This window comes from Streptomyces sp. Je 1-4 4N24 (genome assembly GCF_026239515.1).
Taxonomy (GTDB): domain Bacteria; phylum Actinomycetota; class Actinomycetes; order Streptomycetales; family Streptomycetaceae; genus Streptomyces; species Streptomyces nigrescens.
Window position 1 is genome coordinate 7892594 of sequence record NZ_CP110836.1, and the last position, 16588, is coordinate 7909181.

A 16588-nucleotide genomic window follows, 5' to 3' on the forward strand; every position below is an offset into this window, starting at 1 on the left:
CGCTGCTGACCACGGCTGCCATGATGGCCGGATGCACGCGTCTTCGGGGAGCCCGGCAGGATCATCGACCGGCTCGGGCCAGGGAATTTCCGGGTCCTTGGGGGCCCAGCAGTCATCGCCCGCCCTCGGGGTGCGCCGTTTTCGGACGTCCGGGGGACGTGGTGCCGGCCTCGGTATCGCCCTGCTGTCCGCGCTCGCCTTCGGCGGTTCGGGCGTCGCCGCCAAGCCCCTGATATCCGCCGGCCTCGAACCGCTGCAGGTCACCTGGCTGCGGGTGGCCGGGGCGGCGCTGGTCATGCTGCCGGTCGCCTGGCGTCACCGGGATCTGGTGCGCCGCCGGCCCGCGCTGCTCGCGGGGTACGGGCTGCTCGCCGTCGCCGGCGTCCAGGCGTGCTACTTCGCCGCGCTCTCCCGTATCCCCGTGGGCGTCGCGCTCCTCATCGAATATCTGGCGCCCGCCCTTGTGCTGGGCTGGGTCCGCTTCGTCCAGAAACGGCCGGTCACCCGGGCCGCGGCGGTCGGTGTGGTGCTGGCCGTCGGCGGGCTCGCCTGTGTCGTCGAGGTCTGGTCCGGGCTGAGCTTCGACGTCATCGGCCTTGCGCTCGCGCTCGGCGCGGCCTGCTGCCAGGTCGGCTACTTCGTGCTCTCCGATCACGGTTCCGACGGCGACGATGCGGTGGACCCGCTCGGTGTGATCGCCTACGGCCTGCTGATCGGCGCCGCCCTCCTCACCGTGATCGCCCGCCCCTGGGGCATGGACTGGGCGGTGCTCGGCGGTGGTGCGGACATGAACGGGACGCAGGTGCCGGCCGTTCTCCTGCTCGCCTGGATCGTGCTGATCGCGACGGTGGCGGCCTACCTCACCGGCGTGGTGTCGATCCGCCGGCTCTCGCCGCAGGTGGCCGGAGTGGTCGCCTGTCTGGAGGCGGTCATCGCGACGGTCCTGGCCTGGGTCCTGCTCGGCGAGCATCTCTCCGCACCGCAGATCGTCGGCGGGGCGGTGGTGCTGGCCGGTGCCTTCATCGCGCAGTCGGCCAAGCCGAAGGCGACGGAGACGGTACGGGTGGCCGGAGCCGGGGCGGGGACGGGTGACGGCGTGGGTGCCCCCGGGGGCAGCGGGTCCCCGGAGCCCCCGGGTACCCCGGCGTCCGCGCCCCGGACCGGGGACGACTTGTCGGCCGGTTCCTGTGCGCCATAGGGTATCGATCATGTATTTGACTGTGCTGTCCCCGCCCGCCGCGTAAAGCGGGCGGCGGCCTCCGAGGAAACCCCGGCCCGGGCTGGTTCCCGAGCCGCTTGTCGCTGCCTGCACACGGGATCAAGCGACCATTCCACGGCGTATGACGCCGTCCTGGATTTCCCGGAGCACCTCTCCCATGCATGCCACTGTTTCCTCCGCCCTGCCCGTGGGCCGGGGGCTGTTGTACGTCACCCTCGCCGCGACCGCCTGGGGCACCGCGGGCGCGGCCGCCGCCCTCCTCTACCGCGGCAGCGGACTGGGCCCGCTCGCCCTCACCTTCTGGCGCACCTTCGGCGGGCTGATTCTTCTGCTCGCCGTACGGGCGTTGCTGCGCCGCCGGTCCGGCACCGTCGCCGTTCCCACGCCCGCCCCGTATGAGCCGCGGCGCAGGCGCCTGATGCGGATCGTGATGACGGGCATCGCTCTCGCCGTCTTCCAGGCCGCCTACTTCGCCGCCGTCGAAGCCACCGGGCTGGCCGTGGGAACCGTCGTCACCATGGGGGCGGGTCCCGTCCTCATCGCCATCGGGGCGCGGGTGACGATGGGCGAACGGCTCGGCGCGGGCGGGGTCCTGGCCGTTGCCGGGGCGCTGGCCGGGCTGGCGGTTCTGGTCCTCGGCGGCGATGGCGGTGCCACCGTCCGTCCCGCCGGGATCGGCTATGCCCTGCTGTCGGCGGCCGGCTGTGCCGCGATGACGCTGATCACCCGGCGGCTGGGCAAGGGCGGCGGCAGCGATCCGTACGCCTCGACGGTCAGCGCCTTCGCGGTCGGCGCGCTGTGCCTGCTGCCGCTCGCGGCGGTGGAGGGGCTGTGGCCCCAGGCGCACGACCTGGGCCGCAGCCTCTGCCTGCTGGCCTATATCGCGGCGGTGCCGACGGCACTGGCCTACGGGCTGTACTTCGCGGGCCTGGCCGTCGTCCGCGCCGCGACCGCGTCCGTGATCTCACTGATCGAGCCGGTGTCGGCCGCGGCCATCGCGGTGCTGTTTCTCGGGGAGCGGCTCACCATGGCGACGGCGATCGGAACGGGTGTGCTGCTGACGGCCGTTGCCGCGCTGGCGGTGACCGAGGCGCGCGGGGCGGTGACGGCCGCGCGGTCGGCGGCGCCGGTGGCGGGCTGAGGACGCGGGTGCCCGGCCGGCGGTGTCGGCCGGGCACCCGGACGTCCGGGCCCCCGGGGCGGCGGGTGCCCGTCAGACAGCGGGCTTCCCCGTGCCGGCCGCGGCCAGCCTGCGCTGCTGGTGGGTGCGGGCCGCCGCGTCCCCGGGGCCGTCCCGCTCGGCGAGGCGTTCCGAGACACGGTGCTGGACGGCTTCGCTCCGCTTGCCCCCGTACTTGAACTTGGCGCGTACCTCCCGCACTTCGAGCCGCAGGCCACGGATGCCGGACAGCAGCCGTCCGTACGGAGCCGCACCCGCGGCGACCGGGGCCGAGCCGCCGTCCGGCTGGAAGTGGCCCATCTGCCGTTGCAGCAGCGCCGCCTTCGCCTCCGGGTCGTCCACGACATGGGCGGTGCAGGTCAGCTGGACCGCGGCGTAGAAGCTGGTGGGGACGCCGTGCTCGGGCGGCTGGTCCTCGGCCGCCTGCCAGGGGCCGGGGATGAACGTGTAGTCGTCCACCACGCTCAGCAGCACCGTCGGCCGGTCTTCCAGCGCGCCCCAGAGGGGATTGGGACGGGCCAGATGCGTGACGGCCTCGCGGCGGGCCGGATCGTAGGCGAAGTGCAGCGGCTGCAGCACGGGAGGTTCGCCGGGCCGTCCATTGGCGGCCAGCTGGCCGAAGTCGTGCGCCGCGAGCCACTGCTGCCACTCGGCGTCTTCGGTGGGGGCGTCCCAGGGGTGGATCAGCACGGTGGCTCCTCAGCGGGCGGAGAGGTACGCCGGCTCGGGCGTGCCGGGCGCGAGGTCGTCGGACGGTATGGGGGCGCCGTACACGGGTGCCACCGGAAGGACGCCGCTCCAGTACGGCAGCCCGAGATCCTCCGGCTCGTCGTTGGGCCCACCGGCGCGGATCTTGGCGGAGGCCTCGTGCAGGTCGAGACGGATCACGGAGGTGGCGGCCAGTTCCTTGGCGTTGCCTGGCCGGGAGTCCGCGGCGCGTCCGGGCAGCACATGATCGACGAGCGCGTCGAGCGCGGCCGTCTTCTCCTCCTCGTCGGTCACCTGGTGTGCGGTGCCGTGCACCACGACACTGCGGTAGTTGATGGAGTGGTGGAACGCGGACCTGGCCAGGACCAGACCGTCGACATGGGTGACCGTCACACACACCTCCAGGCCGGGGTCCGGTGCCGCGCCGGCCATCCGCAGTGGGCGGGATCCGGTCGAACCGTGGAGATAGAGGCGGTCGCCGACCCGGCCGTAGAGCGTCGGCAGGACGACCGGGGAACCGTCACGGACGAAGCCCAGGTGGCAGACGTAGCCCGCATCGAGGATGGCGTGCACCGTCTCGTGGTCATAGGCGGCGCGTTCGCGGGCGCGGGTGGGGGTCGTGCGCGCGGTCGGTTCGTACGACTCGGCTCGGGCCATTGCGTTCTCCATTGTACTAGTGCATAATCAAGTTTGTGCTAGGAGAGTATCGGATCGAAGGGCGGCGCGCATCGGACATTGCCGCCAGCGTCGAGCGAGCCGTCGGTGCGGGCGAGCTCCAACCAGGCGAAGTGCTGCCTCCACTGCGGGAGTTGGCCGTCTATCTTGAGGTCAATCCGAATACGGTCGCGGCTGCGTACCGCACCCTCCGCGACCGCGGGGTGATCGAAACCGCGGGCCGGCGCGGCAGCCGGGTGCGCCCCCGCCCCGCGAGCACCTCACGTGAGGCGCTGCGGGTGGAGGTGCCGCCGGGCGTGCGGGACGCCTCCGACGGAAATCCCGATCCGTCCCTGCTGCCGCCGCTGGAGCGGGCGCTGGCCGAGGCCGCCGCGCGCAGCGCACGGCGCCCCGCGCTCTACGGCACACCGGCCGTGGATGACGACCTCGCCGCCCTCGCCCGCGCGGCGTTCGCCGCCGACGGCGTGACGGAGGCCCCCGTCGCCGTCACCAGTGGTTCGCTGGACGCGATAGAGCGGGTGCTGGCCGCCCATCTGCGGCCCGGCGACGCCGTGGCGGTGGAAGACCCGGGGTGGGGCAGCCTGCTGGACCTCATCCCGGCGCTCGGACTGCGCACCGTCCCGGTCGGAGTGGACGACGAGGGCCCGCTGCCGGAGCAGCTGGCGCGCGCGGTCCAGGAGGGCGTCCGTGCCGTCGTCATCACCGACCGGGCGCAGAACCCCACCGGCGCCGCCATCAGCCGCACCCGCGCCACCGAACTCCGCACCCTCCTGGCCGCAGACCCCGGCATCCTCCTCATCGAGGACGACCACGGCCATGGCATCGTCGACCTCCCGCTCCATCCGCTGACCGGGATCACCGACCACTGGGTCCTGGTCCGTTCGACGGCCAAGGCGTACGGCCCGGACCTCCGCCTTGCGGTGCTCACCGGTGATCCGCTGACCATTGACCGGGTGTGCGGCCGTCAGCGCCTCGGCCCGGGCTGGATCAGCCATCTGCTCCAGGACACGGTCGTCCACCTGTGGCGGACCTCCGCGATCGACCCGAAGGCGGTGGCCGGGGCGTACGGCCGGCGGCGGGGGGCGCTGATACGGGCGCTGGCGGAGCGCGGAGTCCGTGCGCGCGGCCGCAGCGGGATGAACGTCTGGATACCGGTACCGGACGAGACCGGCGCGGTGGCCCGGCTGCTGCACTCCGGCTGGGCGGTGGCCCCGGGCGCGCGCTTCCGCCTCCACTCGCCCCCCGGCATCCGCATCACGGTCTCCGGCCTCTCCGACGACGACATCATCCCGGTGGCGGACGCCGTTGCCGCGGCGACGGGGGTGGGGGAGGCGCGGCGGTACGAGTGAGGGCGGCGGCCACGGCATCGTGATGCGCACGCATCGACTCTGTGGTACGGGGGTGGAACGCCCGTAGCAGCCAAGGATGTTGACGCCGCGACGTGAGGAGGGCATGGCGGCGCGAGGAGCGCATGGCGAGGCGTGGGGTGCGCATGGCGAGGCGTGGGGTGCGCATGGCGGAGCCCCCGAGGGGCGGCTCGGGGGCTCGGAAGCCTGGGGTTGGGACGGGGGCTGGGGCTCGGGCTCGGGGACCAGGCTTCCGGGTGAGTGTCGTCAGTTGGTGGTGCTCGAACCGGTCGGCGGGACCGTCGGTCGGCTCGGACGCGGCCTGCTCTGGGTGAGGGCGGCGCCTGCCAGGACGATGAGGGCGCCTACCGGGGTGTTCCAGCTCAGCTGTTCGTGCAGGAGGGCCACGCCGGCCGCGGTGGCGATCACGGGGATGAAGTAGGTGACCATCTGCGCGGTGGTGGGGCCGATCTCGGCGACCAGGCCGTACTGGATGAGGAAGGCGAGGCCGGTGCCCAGGGCGCCCAGGGCGAAGACGGCGAGCAGCGGGATGATCGGGTAGCCGGTCGGTGCGGTGGTGAACAGCGGTGTCACCACGGCCAGTTGGGCGGTGGCCAGCAGCAGCTGCGCGCCGGACATGGACAGATGGGAGTGCGAGACGCCCGCCAGGGTGCGGCGGACGTAGATCCAGCCGATGGGGTAGCAGAGCGAGGCGCCCAGGGCCATCACGGTGCCCGTCAGATCCGTGCCGGCGAAGCCCTGCCAGGCACCGAGCACGGTGAGCACACCCAGGAACCCGAGGCCGAGGCCGGCCACCCGGCGCCGGGTGGGGCGGTCCTCGGAGAGCGCGACGACCGACAGCGCCATGCCCCACAGCGGTGAGGTGGCGTTGCAGATGCCGGCCAGTGTGGAGGGGATGGTCAGCTCGGCATACGCGAAGAGGGAGAACGGCAGCGCGTTGAGGAGGAACGCGGCAACGGTCAGATGGGCCCAGGTCCGGGCGGACCGGGGGAGCCGCTCGCGCTTGACCACGAGGACGGCCAGCAGTACCAGCGCACCGAAGGCGACCCGGCCCAGCGTCACCTGGAGCGGAGCGAAGCCCTGGGTGCCCACCTTGATGAAGAGAAAGCTGAAGCCCCAGACGAGGGAGAGGACGGCGAAGCGGAGCTGCCAGCCGCGGGCCCGGCCGCGGGCCGTCGGAGCCGCGGTCGCGGTGGCGCTGCGGAGCGAGGTGGCCGCGGTGGTCGCGGTGTCGCTGTCGGCCGTGGGGCCCGCGGTCGTGGCCGGAGAGGTCGTGGTGTCGGCGGAGGCGGTGGGCGCGCCGGTGGCGGTACTCATGAGGTCAACGATGCGGGGTGCAACGTCGTAGCACAATCGAGAATTAGTGGCCGGTATCGCTTAGCATTGCTTATATGTTGAACCTTGATCGCCTACGGACGCTGAGCGCGGTCGCCCGCCATGGTTCGGTGAGCGCGGCCGCCGACGGGCTGCATGTGACGACCTCGGCGGTCTCACAGCAGATCGCCAAGCTGGAGCGGGAGACGGGCCAGCAGCTGCTGGCCAAGAACGGGCGCGGGGTGCGGCTGACCGACGCCGGACGGCTGCTCGCCGACCATGCGACGCGCATCCTTTCGCAGGTCGAGCTGGCCCAGGCCGAGCTGGAAGCGCATCGCGGCCAGGCGGTGGGCGAGCTGCGGCTGGGTGCCTTTCCCACCGCGGCACGGGGGCTCTTCCCGGCCGCGCTGGTCACTCTCCGCGCCGAGCACCCCCAACTACGGGCGCGGCTGACGGAGATGGAGCCGGACGAGTCGGTCCGCGGAGTGGTACGCGGCGATATCGATCTGGCGGTCGTCCTCGACTGGTACAACCGGCCGCTGTCCCTGCCCGACGGGCTGGCGAAGGCCCCGCTGCTGGACGATCCGGCCGATGTGGCGATGCCGTCCACCCATCCGCTGGCCCGGCGGCGTTCCGTGGAGCTGGAGGAGTTCGCCGACGATGAGTGGATCTCCTGGCCCCAGGGGGAGTTCTGTAACGAATGGCTGATGTTCACGCTGCGCAGCAAGGGCATTGAGCCGCGTGTCGCGCACATGGCGGAGGAGCACGGCACCCAGCTCGCCCTCATCGCGGCCGGGCTGGGCGTCGCGGTGGCTCCACGTCTCGGCCGTGGGCCGGTGCCGGAGGGAGTGAGTGTGGTGCCCGTACGCCATACGATGCGCCGCCATGTCTATGCCATCTGGCGCGCGGATGCCGATCGCAGGCCCTCGATCCGGGCCGCCGTGGGAGCGCTCCGTACGGCAGGGAAGAGCCTGCAGGGTTCCTGAGACGGCCGCCGCCGACGGCCTCCCGGCTCCTCTCAGGCCGGTGGGACGATGCCGCGGATGACACCCAGATCCAGCAAGTCCGTTGGCCGGATACGGAGTTGGTCCGCGGTCTCGTGGATCTGTGTCTCGTCGCGTTTGAGGATGGCCGCGGCCAGTTCCGGGGCGATCACGGAGAAGTAGCTGTCCGGCGTGGCCCAGAGCCGGTCCGGTGCGGCCAGGGCCAGTGCGCCGCCCGAACCGCCTTCGCCGATGAGCAAGGAAGTGACGGGCACCCGGGCGGTGGCGAGCGCCGCGAAGGTGTCGGCGATGGCCGCCCCGGCACCGGCCCGTTCGGCCGCCGCGTCGTTGGCGGCGCCCGGGGTGTCCACGAGGGTGAGGACCGGGATGCCGAGCCGGTCGGCGAGCCGGACGAGCCGCGCGGCGGTACGGAAACCGGCCGGGCGGGTAGCCGTACCGCACTGGGCGGCGAAGGCGAGGGTGCGCCCTTCACGGTGACCGAATCCGCACCGTATCCCGGGGTCGACGCCGCCGCAGCGGTCGCCGCCGATCTCCTCCCAGTCGTCGAAGTATGCGCGCAGATACGCCTCGGCCCGCGGCCTGCCGGGTGCGCGGGCCCGGACCACCGCACCCCAGCCGGACTCCGGCGGTTCGGGTGCGCCGAGCGCGTCCGGCGGGGGCGCGGGCTCCACCGCCTCGACGCGGAACTCCCGAGGTGTGCCGAGCAGTTGCAGCCACCGCTGGAGCGTGGCGCGCAGCCGGTCGGGCGGGACGACGGCATCGATCTGGCCGGCCGCCAGCTGACCCTCGGCGGTGTAGGCGGCGGGGTCGGCGTCCGGGGGACGCACCCGCGAGCCCGCGAAGCCTACCTGGGCCCCGGGGAGCGCGAGGATCACATCGGCGGCCGCACCCAGGGTGGCCCAGCCGCCGCCGGTCGTCGGATCGCGCAGCACCGCGAGCTGGGGGAGCCCCGCGGCGCGGTTCAGCGCCGACTGCCGTGCCACCCGCTGGAGTTGGGTCAGCGCGCGCATCCCTTCCTGCATCCGGCTGCCGCCCGTGGCGATCAGTGAGACGACCGGCAGGCCGTGCTCGCGCGCATGGGTGTAGGCGGCCTCCAGCCGGTCGCCGGTGCGCTCGCCGAGGGAGCCGCCCAGATAGCGGAACTCGAAGGAGAGCACGACCGTTTCCCGGCCGCCTATCGTGGCCAGCGCGGTGACCACTGACTCGTCCTCGCCGGTCCGTTCCCGGGCGCGGGCCCGGGCGTCCTCGTAGCCGCGCCAGCCGAGGGGGCCGTCCGGTGCGGACGACGCCCCGGACGGGGTGCCGCGACCGTCGGGCACGGCCGCCTCGCTGTAGGTGTCCGCCACCGCAGCGATGGCTTGACGGGCTGTCAGCCGGGCGCACGGCAACGTCGTGGCGGCAGAGTTGCCCGCGGGAGTCCGGTCGCCGGCGGCGGCCCCGTCGCCACCGTGGTGCCCTGCGGACTCGCCGTTCCCCGCGCCCCCGACCCCGGCGCCGCCGCTACGCACGGAGCTCACGCTTGAGGATCTTGCCCATGTCGTTGCGCGGCAGGGCGTCCAGGAAGTGCACGGTGCGGGGGCGTTTGTGCGGCGCGAGCTGGCGGGCGACATGGTCGGCGAGTTCCTGGGCGGACGGCGTCGGCCCGGCGTCCGGACCGCTCTCCGTCACGATCCAGGCGACGATCCGCTCGCCGAGGTCCTCGTCCGGCGCGCCGGTGACGGCGGCCTCGGCGACGCCAGGGTGGGCCAGCAGCGCGTTCTCGATCTCGCCCGCGCCGATCTTGTAGCCGCCGCTCTTGATCAGGTCGGTGGCCTTACGGCCCACGATGCGGTAGTTGCCGGCGGCGTCACGCACCGCCATGTCGCCGGTGCGGAACCATCCGCCGTCGAAGGCCGCGGCGGTGGCATCGGGCCGGTTGAGGTACTCGACGAAGAGGTTCGGGCCGCGGACCTGGATCTCGCCGACCGTCTCGGCGTCGTTCGCCTCGATGGCGTTGCCCGCCTCGTCGACGAGCCGGACATACACCCCCGGGAGCGGTACGCCGACCGTGCCCGCGGCATCGGGGCCGTCCGACCGGACGCTGGTGTTCATCAGCGTTTCCGTCATGCCGTAGCGCTCGATCACCCGTCGGCCGGTGGCCGCCGCGATCCGCTCATGATCGGTCAGCGGCAGCGCGGCCGAGCCGGAGACCAGCAGCCGGGCCCGCGAGAGCGCCTTGGCGAGCGAGGGATTCCGGCCCGCCTCTTCGGCCAGGCGGTGGTACATCGTCGGTACCCCGAACAGCATCGTGCCGTCCGCGGACAGCTCCCGCGCCACCGCTTCGGTGCTGAAGCGCCCCAGGTGGTGCACACTGCCGCCGCGGCGCAGCGGCCCGAGGACACCGAGGATCAGGCCGTGGACATGGAAGAGCGGCAGGGCGTGCACCAGGACGTCTTCGGCGGTCCACTGCCAGGCGTCCTCCAGCGCGTCGAGGGTGTGCGCGAGGGCGCGCCGGGGGAGGACGACGCCCTTGGGCGGCCCGGTCGTGCCGGAGGTGTAGACGATCAGGGCCGGTGCCTCTTCGCCCGGTTCGCTCGGCAGCGGGGCCGGTGCGGCCTCCTCGGGCGGCGCCGCGGCCTCGATGTCGATACGGGACAGCGCGGCGAGCGGCCCCGGCAGATCGACACCCGGCTCGGCCAGGACGAGCGAGGGAACGCTGTCCGCCACGATGTGCGCCAGCTCGCTCTCACCGATCTTCGGATTGACCGGCACCACGGCCACCCCGGCGAGCAGCGCGGCCACCGCACCGACCGCGGTCTCCAGCGTCGGCGTCGCCCAGAGGGCGATACGGGTCTCGCCGGCGATCCGCTCGGCGAGCGCACCCGCCACCGACGCCAACTGGCGATGGCTGAGACTGCGATCGCCGAAGCGCAGCGCGGGGGCGGGCGAAGCGTCGCGCAGCGCGGGGAAGAGCACGTTCACCGGATCTCCTTCGTCCTCGTCGGGGCCCGGCCACCTCGCGGCCGGGCCGTCCCGCTCCCGCACCTGCCGGTACGGGACGGGCTGACCCCCACCACTCTCGCAGAGACCACCGACAACGCGATCACCTCGGGACGAACCGGCCTCGCCGTCCGCGGCGATCAGCTTGCTCGTGCGCGGCGCTCACCCGGCCCCGTTGCCGCGGCCACCACCCGCGCGGCGCCCACGCCTCACCCCGGGATCTTGCGGAAGTCCCACGACACGACGGACTCCGGCGTCAGCCGCAGCCATGCATGCCGGCCGTCGTGCGGCATCTCGGACATCCCGAAGTACTTCTCCGCGAAGAGCCGCTCCGGGGCGCCCAGTTCGGGGCACGGCTCGCCGGTGCGCGGCGCCTCGCCGACGCACTCCGCCCGGCCCGCCAGCTCGGCCCCGCGCAGCTCGACGTACTCGTGCCCGTCATCGACGACCACCGCGATCCGCGGGTCCGTGCGCAACTGCGCCCAGCGCCTGCTGCGGGTGATCGAATAGAGCCACAGTGCCGTACCGTCCCAGACGAACCACAGCGCCCCGACATGCGGCGCACCGTCGCCACCGACCGTGGCGACCCGGCAGGTGCGCTGCGCCGCGAGGAAGACGTCGAGCTCGTTCCGCGTCATCATGATCCGGCGCCCGCGCCGCTGTGTGTCGGCCATCCGTCCTCGCCCTCCGCCGTGTGCCGCCCGTGCGGCACTGACCGCTCACCTGACACCCAGCTGCCTGACTGGCCGTCAGAAACCGGTGTCGGAAAGCATGAGGGCTCTTCCTGACGTGCGCAATGCCCGATAGCCTCGCCCGCCTCGAACCGGCCCGTCGGGAAGCGCCCGTCCGGGACCCGGTCCCGCCGCACCTGCAGACCCGCCGCCCTGCAGTCCCGCCCGGAATCAGGCCCGCCGGGCATCAGGCTCGTCGGAAAGCCCGTCGGACGGGCATCAGGCTCGTCGGAAAGCCCGTCGGAAAGCCCGTCGGAAAACAGACCCGCGAGAACATCAGACCCGCGAGAACTCAGACCCGCCAGAGGGGAATGCGATGCCTTCGGACGCTGCACGGATCATCGGCCAACTGGACCCGGCCACGACGGCGCTGCTCACCGTCGAGTGCCAGCGCGGGGTGGTCGGCCCGGAGAGCGCACTGCCCGAACTCGCCGACGCGGCCCGCACGTCGGGGGCGCTGGCGAACGTCGCCAGGCTGGTGGCGGCCGCCCATGACACCGGCGTCCAGGTGCTGCACGCGGTCGCCGAACGCCGTCCCGACGGCCGCGGCGCCAGCCACAACGCCCGCCTGTTCAAGGCGGCCGCGCGGCTGCCAGTCCAGCAGCTCACCGGGTCCACCGCGGTCCGTGTCGCCGACCCGATACCCGTTTCCGACGACGACCTGGTGGTGCGCAGACTGCACGGTCTCTCGCCGATCGCCGGCACCGAGGTGGACGCGCTGCTGCGCAACTTCGGGTGCCGGACGCTGATCGTCACCGGGGTGTCGGCGAATGTGGCGATCCCCAATGCCGTCTTCGACGCGGTCAACCTCGGCTACACGGCCGTGGTGCCCGCGGACGCCATCGCGGGGGTGCCTGCCGACTACACCCCCGCGATGGTCCGCAACACCCTCGCGCTGGTCGCCACCGTCACCACCACCGATGAGGTCCTGACCAGTTGGAGACGGCCGCGCCGTGGCCGCTGACCCGGGGCGGCGGGTGGCCGGACGGGCGGGCGCGGCCGGTCGCATTTCTCCCGGACTCCCGCGAGGCGTCCGACTCGATCAGCGTGCCGTCGAGGACCACGGGCGCCATGCCCTTCTGCCACTGCCTGCTGATCGAGACCGACCAATGTCCACATCAACGACCTGACCACGGAGCATTCACCTGAACGACCGGACAAGTCCCCAGTACCGCAGGTACCGAGGGCCATAACTGACGGTTCTGGATGGCAGAAGATCAAGATCTTGGACTTATAGCGGGTACCCCGCAACCCTTGCATTCATGGAGATGCCGCCGAACCCCGCGCTGGTGGCAGCCCCGGCCCCCTGCTCATCACCTGCTAGAGCCGACCACACGCCCCAAAGAGCCAACGCACTGGAGCCGACGAACATGCGCATCAGAATCGTCCACGGACTCGCCCTGCTGTCCACCGGCCTCCTCGCCGGCGCGTTTGGCTACGGCGCGGCCAATCTCGTCCCGACCTTCAATGCCGTACCGCTCGGCATGCGGCTGTCGTTCCATGCCGAACTGATGAAGATGAACGGCATCACCATGCAGGCGGCGATGGGCACGGCGTTCCTCAGTTCGCTGACCCTCGCCGTCCTGACAGGCGGCCGCGCCCGTCTGATCGCGGGTGCGGCAAGTCTGCTGACCCTCGCTTCCTTCCTGATAACCCGGTTCGGCAACGTGCCGATCAACGGACAGATCAAGCGATGGGCGGTTACCTCAGCCCCGGCCGAACACGCAGAGATCCTGGGGCGCTGGGAGTTGTTCAACAACATGCGCACGCTCACGGCCCTCGCAGCCTTTGGCCTGCTGATCGGCCTCGCCGTCCGCGGGCTACGTCCGGTCACCCGCCCCGAACATGATCGGGCGGACAAGTCCTAGTTGAGAACCGCGTGGTGCCGCTGTGGCCAGCCGCAGAGGGGCTGCACGTTGAACGGTGACTGGCGACTGGTGACCGGTGACTGGTGACCGGTGACTCCACGGGCGCTACGGGCCGCGGTGATGCGGCGATCCCCCCGGGGCTGATCCCGACGAAACCCCCTAGGTCCCAGGGTGGGCGGCCGTCCCTCCAGAGAATGACGTCGGGGCCCGTGGTGGCACTTCAGTACAGTCCGGCTTTGGGTTCCTGTGGGGGAGGACGGCGCTGACCTGTGCATTCGAGGATGGGTCAAGACCTGATCCCCTTCCCCTCGAAGTGCGGTGTGACGCACACGGCCGCTTCGCATCCCCCAGGAATGTCATTTCTCAATGAATGAGCACACTTCTCACAGCCGCGCCCGGGCTCAGCGTACGACCGAAGGATGGACCTTCCTGGTGGAATCGGTACGGAACCATCGCACGGTCGGTTCCATTGCCCCCAGCAGCAAGTCGCTGGCCAACATGCTGGCTGACCCGTTGCTGAGACGAGCGCCGCGGAATTCGAATGTCCTGGAAGTGGGCGCGGGTACCGGCTCGGTCACACGAGTCCTGCTCCCTCGGATACCTCGGGGAAGCCGGCTGGACATCGTAGAAGCGAACCCTCATTTTGCCGCACATCTGCGTCGCCTGGTTCGCGGCTATCCGAACCTGCTGGAAAAGCAGGAGCAAGTGCGCGTCCATAACGCATTTGTCGAACAGCTCACCACTGACCGCCGCTATGACGTGATCGTCTCCGGCCTGCCGTTCTCCAACTTCGCCCCGGGACAGGTTGAGGAGATCATGGGCCGCTACATGGAACTGCTCCGCCCCGGGGGCACTCTCACCTACTTTTCCTACTGCGGCAGTCGCTGGGTCCGCGCCTTGCTGACATCCCGCCCAGAGGCCCGTCGTCAACGCGACGTCAAAGATCTCTTGAACCAATACCACAACCAGTACGCGGTCGGCTGTTGGACGGTGTGGGGAAATCTGCCACCTGCACAGGTGTGGCAACTGCGCCGCCCCATCGATACGGTCAACGCCCCGGACCTGTTGGCCGTCCGGTCGGACATATTGCGATGAGCGGACTCACCACTCTGCTCAGCCAGATTCCCCCTGCCACCGCCTACACGGTGCTGGCCGCGGCAATCATTGCGGAATCCATTTTGCTGGTGGGTGCCGTCATCCCCACTCTCGCTCTCATGCTCACCGCGGGGGCCTTGGCCCGTGCCGGCAGCATGAATCTGTTGTGGGTCATCGGAGTCGCTGCAAGTGCTGTCGTGATCGGGGACGCTCTTGGTCATCGAACCGGTCAGCTGCTGGGCAATCGCCTACGCACCGGGAAGCTCGGCCGCCGCATTCCTGCCTCGGCGTGGCAGCGAGCGGAAACCCTCATGACAAAGCGCGCCGGCCAAACCCTCCTGATCTTCCGCTTTGTGCCTGTGATGCGGACCCTTGCCCCGCACCTGGCCGGCATCGTTGGCCTGCCGTACCGCCATATCGCCCCGTACAGTGCGTTGGCCTCCGTCACATGGGCGAGTGTGGAAAGCGGCGCGGGCTACACAGCAGCCTTCTCCGCCCAGCACCTCTCCGCGATCGGAGGCCCGTAGCCGGTCAGAGTCGCATGCTCCCAAGGAGCGCTCGTCTACGGGCTGTTCCGATGTCCTCTACTTCGGAGTGTCCCCGGGGGGTCGTTCGGCGGCGGCCGTGAGCTGTTGGGCCAGGTCTTTGAGGGATTGGCGCAGTTGGTCGGGGCTGCGGATGGTGAAGGGCCATTCCAGAGAGGCGAGCAGGCGCGCCACGCTGTCCAGCTGGGCGGCCTGCGCGCGCATCAGTACGCCGGTGGGTGTGGCGGTGAGGGTGACGATCGTGCGGGGCAGCCGGCGCGCGATGTCCTCGATGGGGCCTTCGATCAGTACCTCGACCTGCCACGGGGCGGGTGTTCGGGCCAGGGATGCGGTGAGGTGGGTAACCGGGTCGAAGCCGTCGGGGGCGGTGAACGTTGCCGCGCCGGTCGTGGCGGACGCGATCCGGTCGATGCGAAAGGTGCGCAGGCTGTCACGGAGGTGGTCGTGACCGACGAGGTACCAGCACCCGGAATGGAAGACCACCCCGTACGGGTCGACATCGCGCTCTGTGTCTTCCTGGTGCCAGGAGCGGTAGCGCAGCCCGACGGTGTGACCGGAGCGGCAGGCCTGCGCCAGGGTCAGCAGGACGCCTGCTTCGGGGGCCTGCGCGAGCACCGTGTTGGTGGTGAAGGACAGGGTGTCCCGCATGGCGGCCAGCGGTGCACGCAGAGGGTCCGGGAGGACTCGTTCGATCTTGGCAAGGGCACCGGCGCCGGCGGGAGCCGTGGTGCTCATGCCCAGACGCTCCCCGGCGAGCAGGCCCAGCATGACCACGAGCGCTTCTTCGTTGGTGAGCATCAGCGGTGGCATCCGGTAGCCGCGGGCCAGCCGGTAGCCACCGAAGCGGCCCCGGTCCGATTCCACCGGAATGCCCAGCTCGCGCAGGCGTGCCGCGTAGCGCCGCACCGTGCGCACATCGGTCCCCAGGCGGTCCGCCAGCTGTACACCGGTCAGCCCCGGGTGTGTCTGGAGGAGTTCCAGCAGGGCCAGTACGCGCGTCAAGGGGTATGACATGGATCACTCGGCATTTCAGGGCGGAAACTGTCCTGTATGGACTCTACTCTCGCCGCAACCCCTGAAATCCAAGGAGAAACCGCATGGCTACCTTCGTACTCGTCCCCGGCGCCTGGCTCGGAGCCTGGGCATGGGACGCCACCGCCCATGCGCTGCGGGAGCGTGGGCACGTGGTGCTGCCGATGACGCTGACCGGCCTGGGCGAACGATCCGACCTCGCCACCCCGGAGGTGGGCCTGGACACGCACATCGACGACATCACCGCGTTCGTCGTGGAGCGGGACCTGCGCGAGGTCACCCTCGTGGCGCACAGCTACGCGGCGGTCCCCGTCACCGGCGCTGCGGGACGTCTCGGACCGCGGCTGGAACGCCTGGTCTATGTCGACAGTGCTCCCTTCGCCGAGGACACGTGCCTGCTCGACGTCATGTCGGACGACGTGGTGGGCCAACTGCACCAGCAGGTTGCCGAGCACGGAGACGGATGGCGGCTGCCCTTGCCGCCCTTCGAGCTTCTCAGCGCGTTCAGCACCCTTGAAGGGCTCGACGAGGACCAGCTCGACCTCATGCGCACCCGCGCCACGCCCCAGCCCTTTCGCACCTTCGAACAGCGGCTGACCCGCCCTGATGAACTCGGCCCTGATGTCGACCAGGTCGTGGTTGCCTGCCACGACGCCAAGGCCCTGCTGGATGCCGGGGTGCCGACGCTGGACTTCCTCAACCAGCCACCGTGGCGGCGCTTCCACCTGCCCACCGGGCACTGGCCCATGCTGTCCACACCCGTCGAACTCGCCACGACCCTCGACGCAGCCGCCTCTTCCGGACGCTGACAGCGAGGGCCTGCTCCGCTGCGTGCCGTCCCATGGCCGGCTGTACGACAGGAGGCGGATTT

At 71.3% G+C, this 16588-nt stretch carries 16 protein-coding genes; 9 read left to right on the plus strand and 7 right to left on the minus strand.

Going from position 1 to position 16588, the window contains the following annotated elements; translation table 11 throughout:
• Window positions 1-31: 31 nt before the first annotated feature.
• Together SLV14N_RS34570 and SLV14N_RS34575 are read left to right on the plus strand one after the other, a co-directional pair.
• Window positions 32-1198 (plus strand): DMT family transporter, encoded by a 1167-nt coding sequence (locus SLV14N_RS34570; RefSeq protein WP_263272482.1) that lies wholly within the window; start codon window positions 32-34, stop codon window positions 1196-1198.
• Window positions 1199-1376: 178 nt separating this feature from the next.
• Window positions 1377-2360: a DMT family transporter gene (locus tag SLV14N_RS34575; RefSeq protein WP_263272483.1), complete on the plus strand. Its 984-nt coding sequence runs from the start codon at window positions 1377-1379 to the stop codon at window positions 2358-2360.
• A gap of 72 nt (window positions 2361-2432) precedes the next feature.
• Here the strand turns inward: SLV14N_RS34575 and SLV14N_RS34580 are convergent, their stop codons facing one another.
• Together SLV14N_RS34580 and SLV14N_RS34585 are read right to left on the minus strand one after the other, a co-directional pair.
• Window positions 2433-3089: an FMN-binding negative transcriptional regulator gene (locus tag SLV14N_RS34580; protein ID WP_263272484.1), complete on the minus strand. Its 657-nt coding sequence runs from the start codon at window positions 3087-3089 to the stop codon at window positions 2433-2435.
• 9 nt (window positions 3090-3098) lie between these two features.
• Window positions 3099-3764, minus strand: a complete 666-nt coding sequence (locus tag SLV14N_RS34585) for a pyridoxamine 5'-phosphate oxidase family protein (protein WP_208686453.1) — start codon at window positions 3762-3764, stop codon at window positions 3099-3101.
• Window positions 3765-3799: 35 nt separating this feature from the next.
• On the opposite strand from SLV14N_RS34585, the gene SLV14N_RS34590 reads away from it, so the two are divergent.
• Complete coding sequence (locus SLV14N_RS34590) at window positions 3800-5131, plus strand: aminotransferase class I/II-fold pyridoxal phosphate-dependent enzyme (protein WP_263272485.1); 1332 nt, start codon at window positions 3800-3802, stop codon at window positions 5129-5131.
• 264 nt (window positions 5132-5395) lie between these two features.
• On the opposite strand, the gene SLV14N_RS34595 is transcribed toward SLV14N_RS34590, so the two are convergent.
• Window positions 5396-6466 carry a DMT family transporter gene (locus tag SLV14N_RS34595; RefSeq protein WP_208686457.1) on the minus strand — a complete coding sequence of 357 codons (1071 nt, stop codon included), beginning with the start codon at window positions 6464-6466 and terminating at the stop codon, window positions 5396-5398.
• 74 nt (window positions 6467-6540) lie between these two features.
• On the opposite strand from SLV14N_RS34595, the gene SLV14N_RS34600 reads away from it, so the two are divergent.
• Window positions 6541-7449 (plus strand): LysR family transcriptional regulator, encoded by a 909-nt coding sequence (locus SLV14N_RS34600; RefSeq protein ID WP_208686459.1) that lies wholly within the window; start codon window positions 6541-6543, stop codon window positions 7447-7449.
• A gap of 32 nt (window positions 7450-7481) precedes the next feature.
• On the opposite strand, the gene SLV14N_RS34605 is transcribed toward SLV14N_RS34600, so the two are convergent.
• From SLV14N_RS34605 to SLV14N_RS34615, 3 genes are all read right to left on the minus strand, one after another.
• A complete protein-coding gene (locus SLV14N_RS34605; protein WP_263273372.1) occupies window positions 7482-8813 on the minus strand; it encodes a carboxyl transferase domain-containing protein in 1332 nt (443 codons plus the stop codon).
• Between the two features lie 154 nt (window positions 8814-8967).
• On the minus strand, window positions 8968-10428 hold the full coding sequence (locus SLV14N_RS34610; RefSeq protein ID WP_208686461.1) for an acyl-CoA synthetase: 1461 nt from the start codon (window positions 10426-10428) through the stop codon (window positions 8968-8970).
• 227 nt (window positions 10429-10655) lie between these two features.
• Window positions 10656-11120, minus strand: coding sequence for a pyridoxamine 5'-phosphate oxidase family protein (locus tag SLV14N_RS34615; RefSeq protein WP_208686463.1), 465 nt, complete (start codon window positions 11118-11120; stop codon window positions 10656-10658).
• Window positions 11121-11493: 373 nt separating this feature from the next.
• On the opposite strand from SLV14N_RS34615, the gene SLV14N_RS34620 reads away from it, so the two are divergent.
• The 4 genes from SLV14N_RS34620 to SLV14N_RS34635 all read left to right on the plus strand — a co-directional run bounded on the left by SLV14N_RS34620 (window position 11494) and on the right by SLV14N_RS34635 (window position 14667).
• Complete coding sequence (locus SLV14N_RS34620; RefSeq protein WP_208686464.1) at window positions 11494-12141, plus strand: cysteine hydrolase; 648 nt, start codon at window positions 11494-11496, stop codon at window positions 12139-12141.
• Window positions 12142-12547: 406 nt separating this feature from the next.
• Window positions 12548-13045: a DUF1772 domain-containing protein gene (locus SLV14N_RS34625; protein WP_208686466.1), complete on the plus strand. Its 498-nt coding sequence runs from the start codon at window positions 12548-12550 to the stop codon at window positions 13043-13045.
• Window positions 13046-13411: 366 nt separating this feature from the next.
• Complete coding sequence (locus tag SLV14N_RS34630) at window positions 13412-14140, plus strand: class I SAM-dependent methyltransferase (RefSeq protein ID WP_263272486.1); 729 nt, start codon at window positions 13412-13414, stop codon at window positions 14138-14140.
• A complete protein-coding gene (locus SLV14N_RS34635) occupies window positions 14137-14667 on the plus strand; it encodes a DedA family protein (RefSeq protein ID WP_208686470.1) in 531 nt (176 codons plus the stop codon). The genes SLV14N_RS34630 and SLV14N_RS34635 overlap by 4 nt, the downstream gene beginning before the upstream one ends.
• Window positions 14668-14724: 57 nt before the next feature.
• Here the strand turns inward: SLV14N_RS34635 and SLV14N_RS34640 are convergent, their stop codons facing one another.
• On the minus strand, window positions 14725-15687 hold the full coding sequence (locus SLV14N_RS34640) for a YafY family protein (protein ID WP_263272487.1): 963 nt from the start codon (window positions 15685-15687) through the stop codon (window positions 14725-14727).
• Window positions 15688-15782: 95 nt separating this feature from the next.
• On the opposite strand from SLV14N_RS34640, the gene SLV14N_RS34645 reads away from it, so the two are divergent.
• Window positions 15783-16526, plus strand: coding sequence for an alpha/beta fold hydrolase (locus SLV14N_RS34645; protein WP_263272488.1), 744 nt, complete (start codon window positions 15783-15785; stop codon window positions 16524-16526).
• Window positions 16527-16588 lie beyond the last annotated feature (62 nt).

Bases quoted from the DNA above. Each gene is read 5' to 3' on its own strand.
- SLV14N_RS34570 (WP_263272482.1), top strand. From the start codon at position 32: ATGCACGCGTCTTCGGGGAGCCCGGCAGGATCATCGACCGGCTCGGGC.
- SLV14N_RS34575 (WP_263272483.1), top strand. From the start codon at position 1,377: ATGCATGCCACTGTTTCCTCCGCCCTGCCCGTGGGCCGGGGGCTGTTG.
- SLV14N_RS34585 (WP_208686453.1), bottom strand. From the start codon at position 3,764: ATGGCCCGAGCCGAGTCGTACGAACCGACCGCGCGCACGACCCCCACC.
- SLV14N_RS34595 (WP_208686457.1), bottom strand. From the start codon at position 6,466: ATGAGTACCGCCACCGGCGCGCCCACCGCCTCCGCCGACACCACGACC.
- SLV14N_RS34600 (WP_208686459.1), top strand. From the start codon at position 6,541: ATGTTGAACCTTGATCGCCTACGGACGCTGAGCGCGGTCGCCCGCCAT.
- SLV14N_RS34615 (WP_208686463.1), bottom strand. From the start codon at position 11,120: ATGGCCGACACACAGCGGCGCGGGCGCCGGATCATGATGACGCGGAAC.
- SLV14N_RS34620 (WP_208686464.1), top strand. From the start codon at position 11,494: ATGCCTTCGGACGCTGCACGGATCATCGGCCAACTGGACCCGGCCACG.
- SLV14N_RS34625 (WP_208686466.1), top strand. From the start codon at position 12,548: ATGCGCATCAGAATCGTCCACGGACTCGCCCTGCTGTCCACCGGCCTC.
- SLV14N_RS34630 (WP_263272486.1), top strand. From the start codon at position 13,412: ATGAATGAGCACACTTCTCACAGCCGCGCCCGGGCTCAGCGTACGACC.
- SLV14N_RS34635 (WP_208686470.1), top strand. From the start codon at position 14,137: ATGAGCGGACTCACCACTCTGCTCAGCCAGATTCCCCCTGCCACCGCC.
- SLV14N_RS34645 (WP_263272488.1), top strand. From the start codon at position 15,783: ATGGCTACCTTCGTACTCGTCCCCGGCGCCTGGCTCGGAGCCTGGGCA.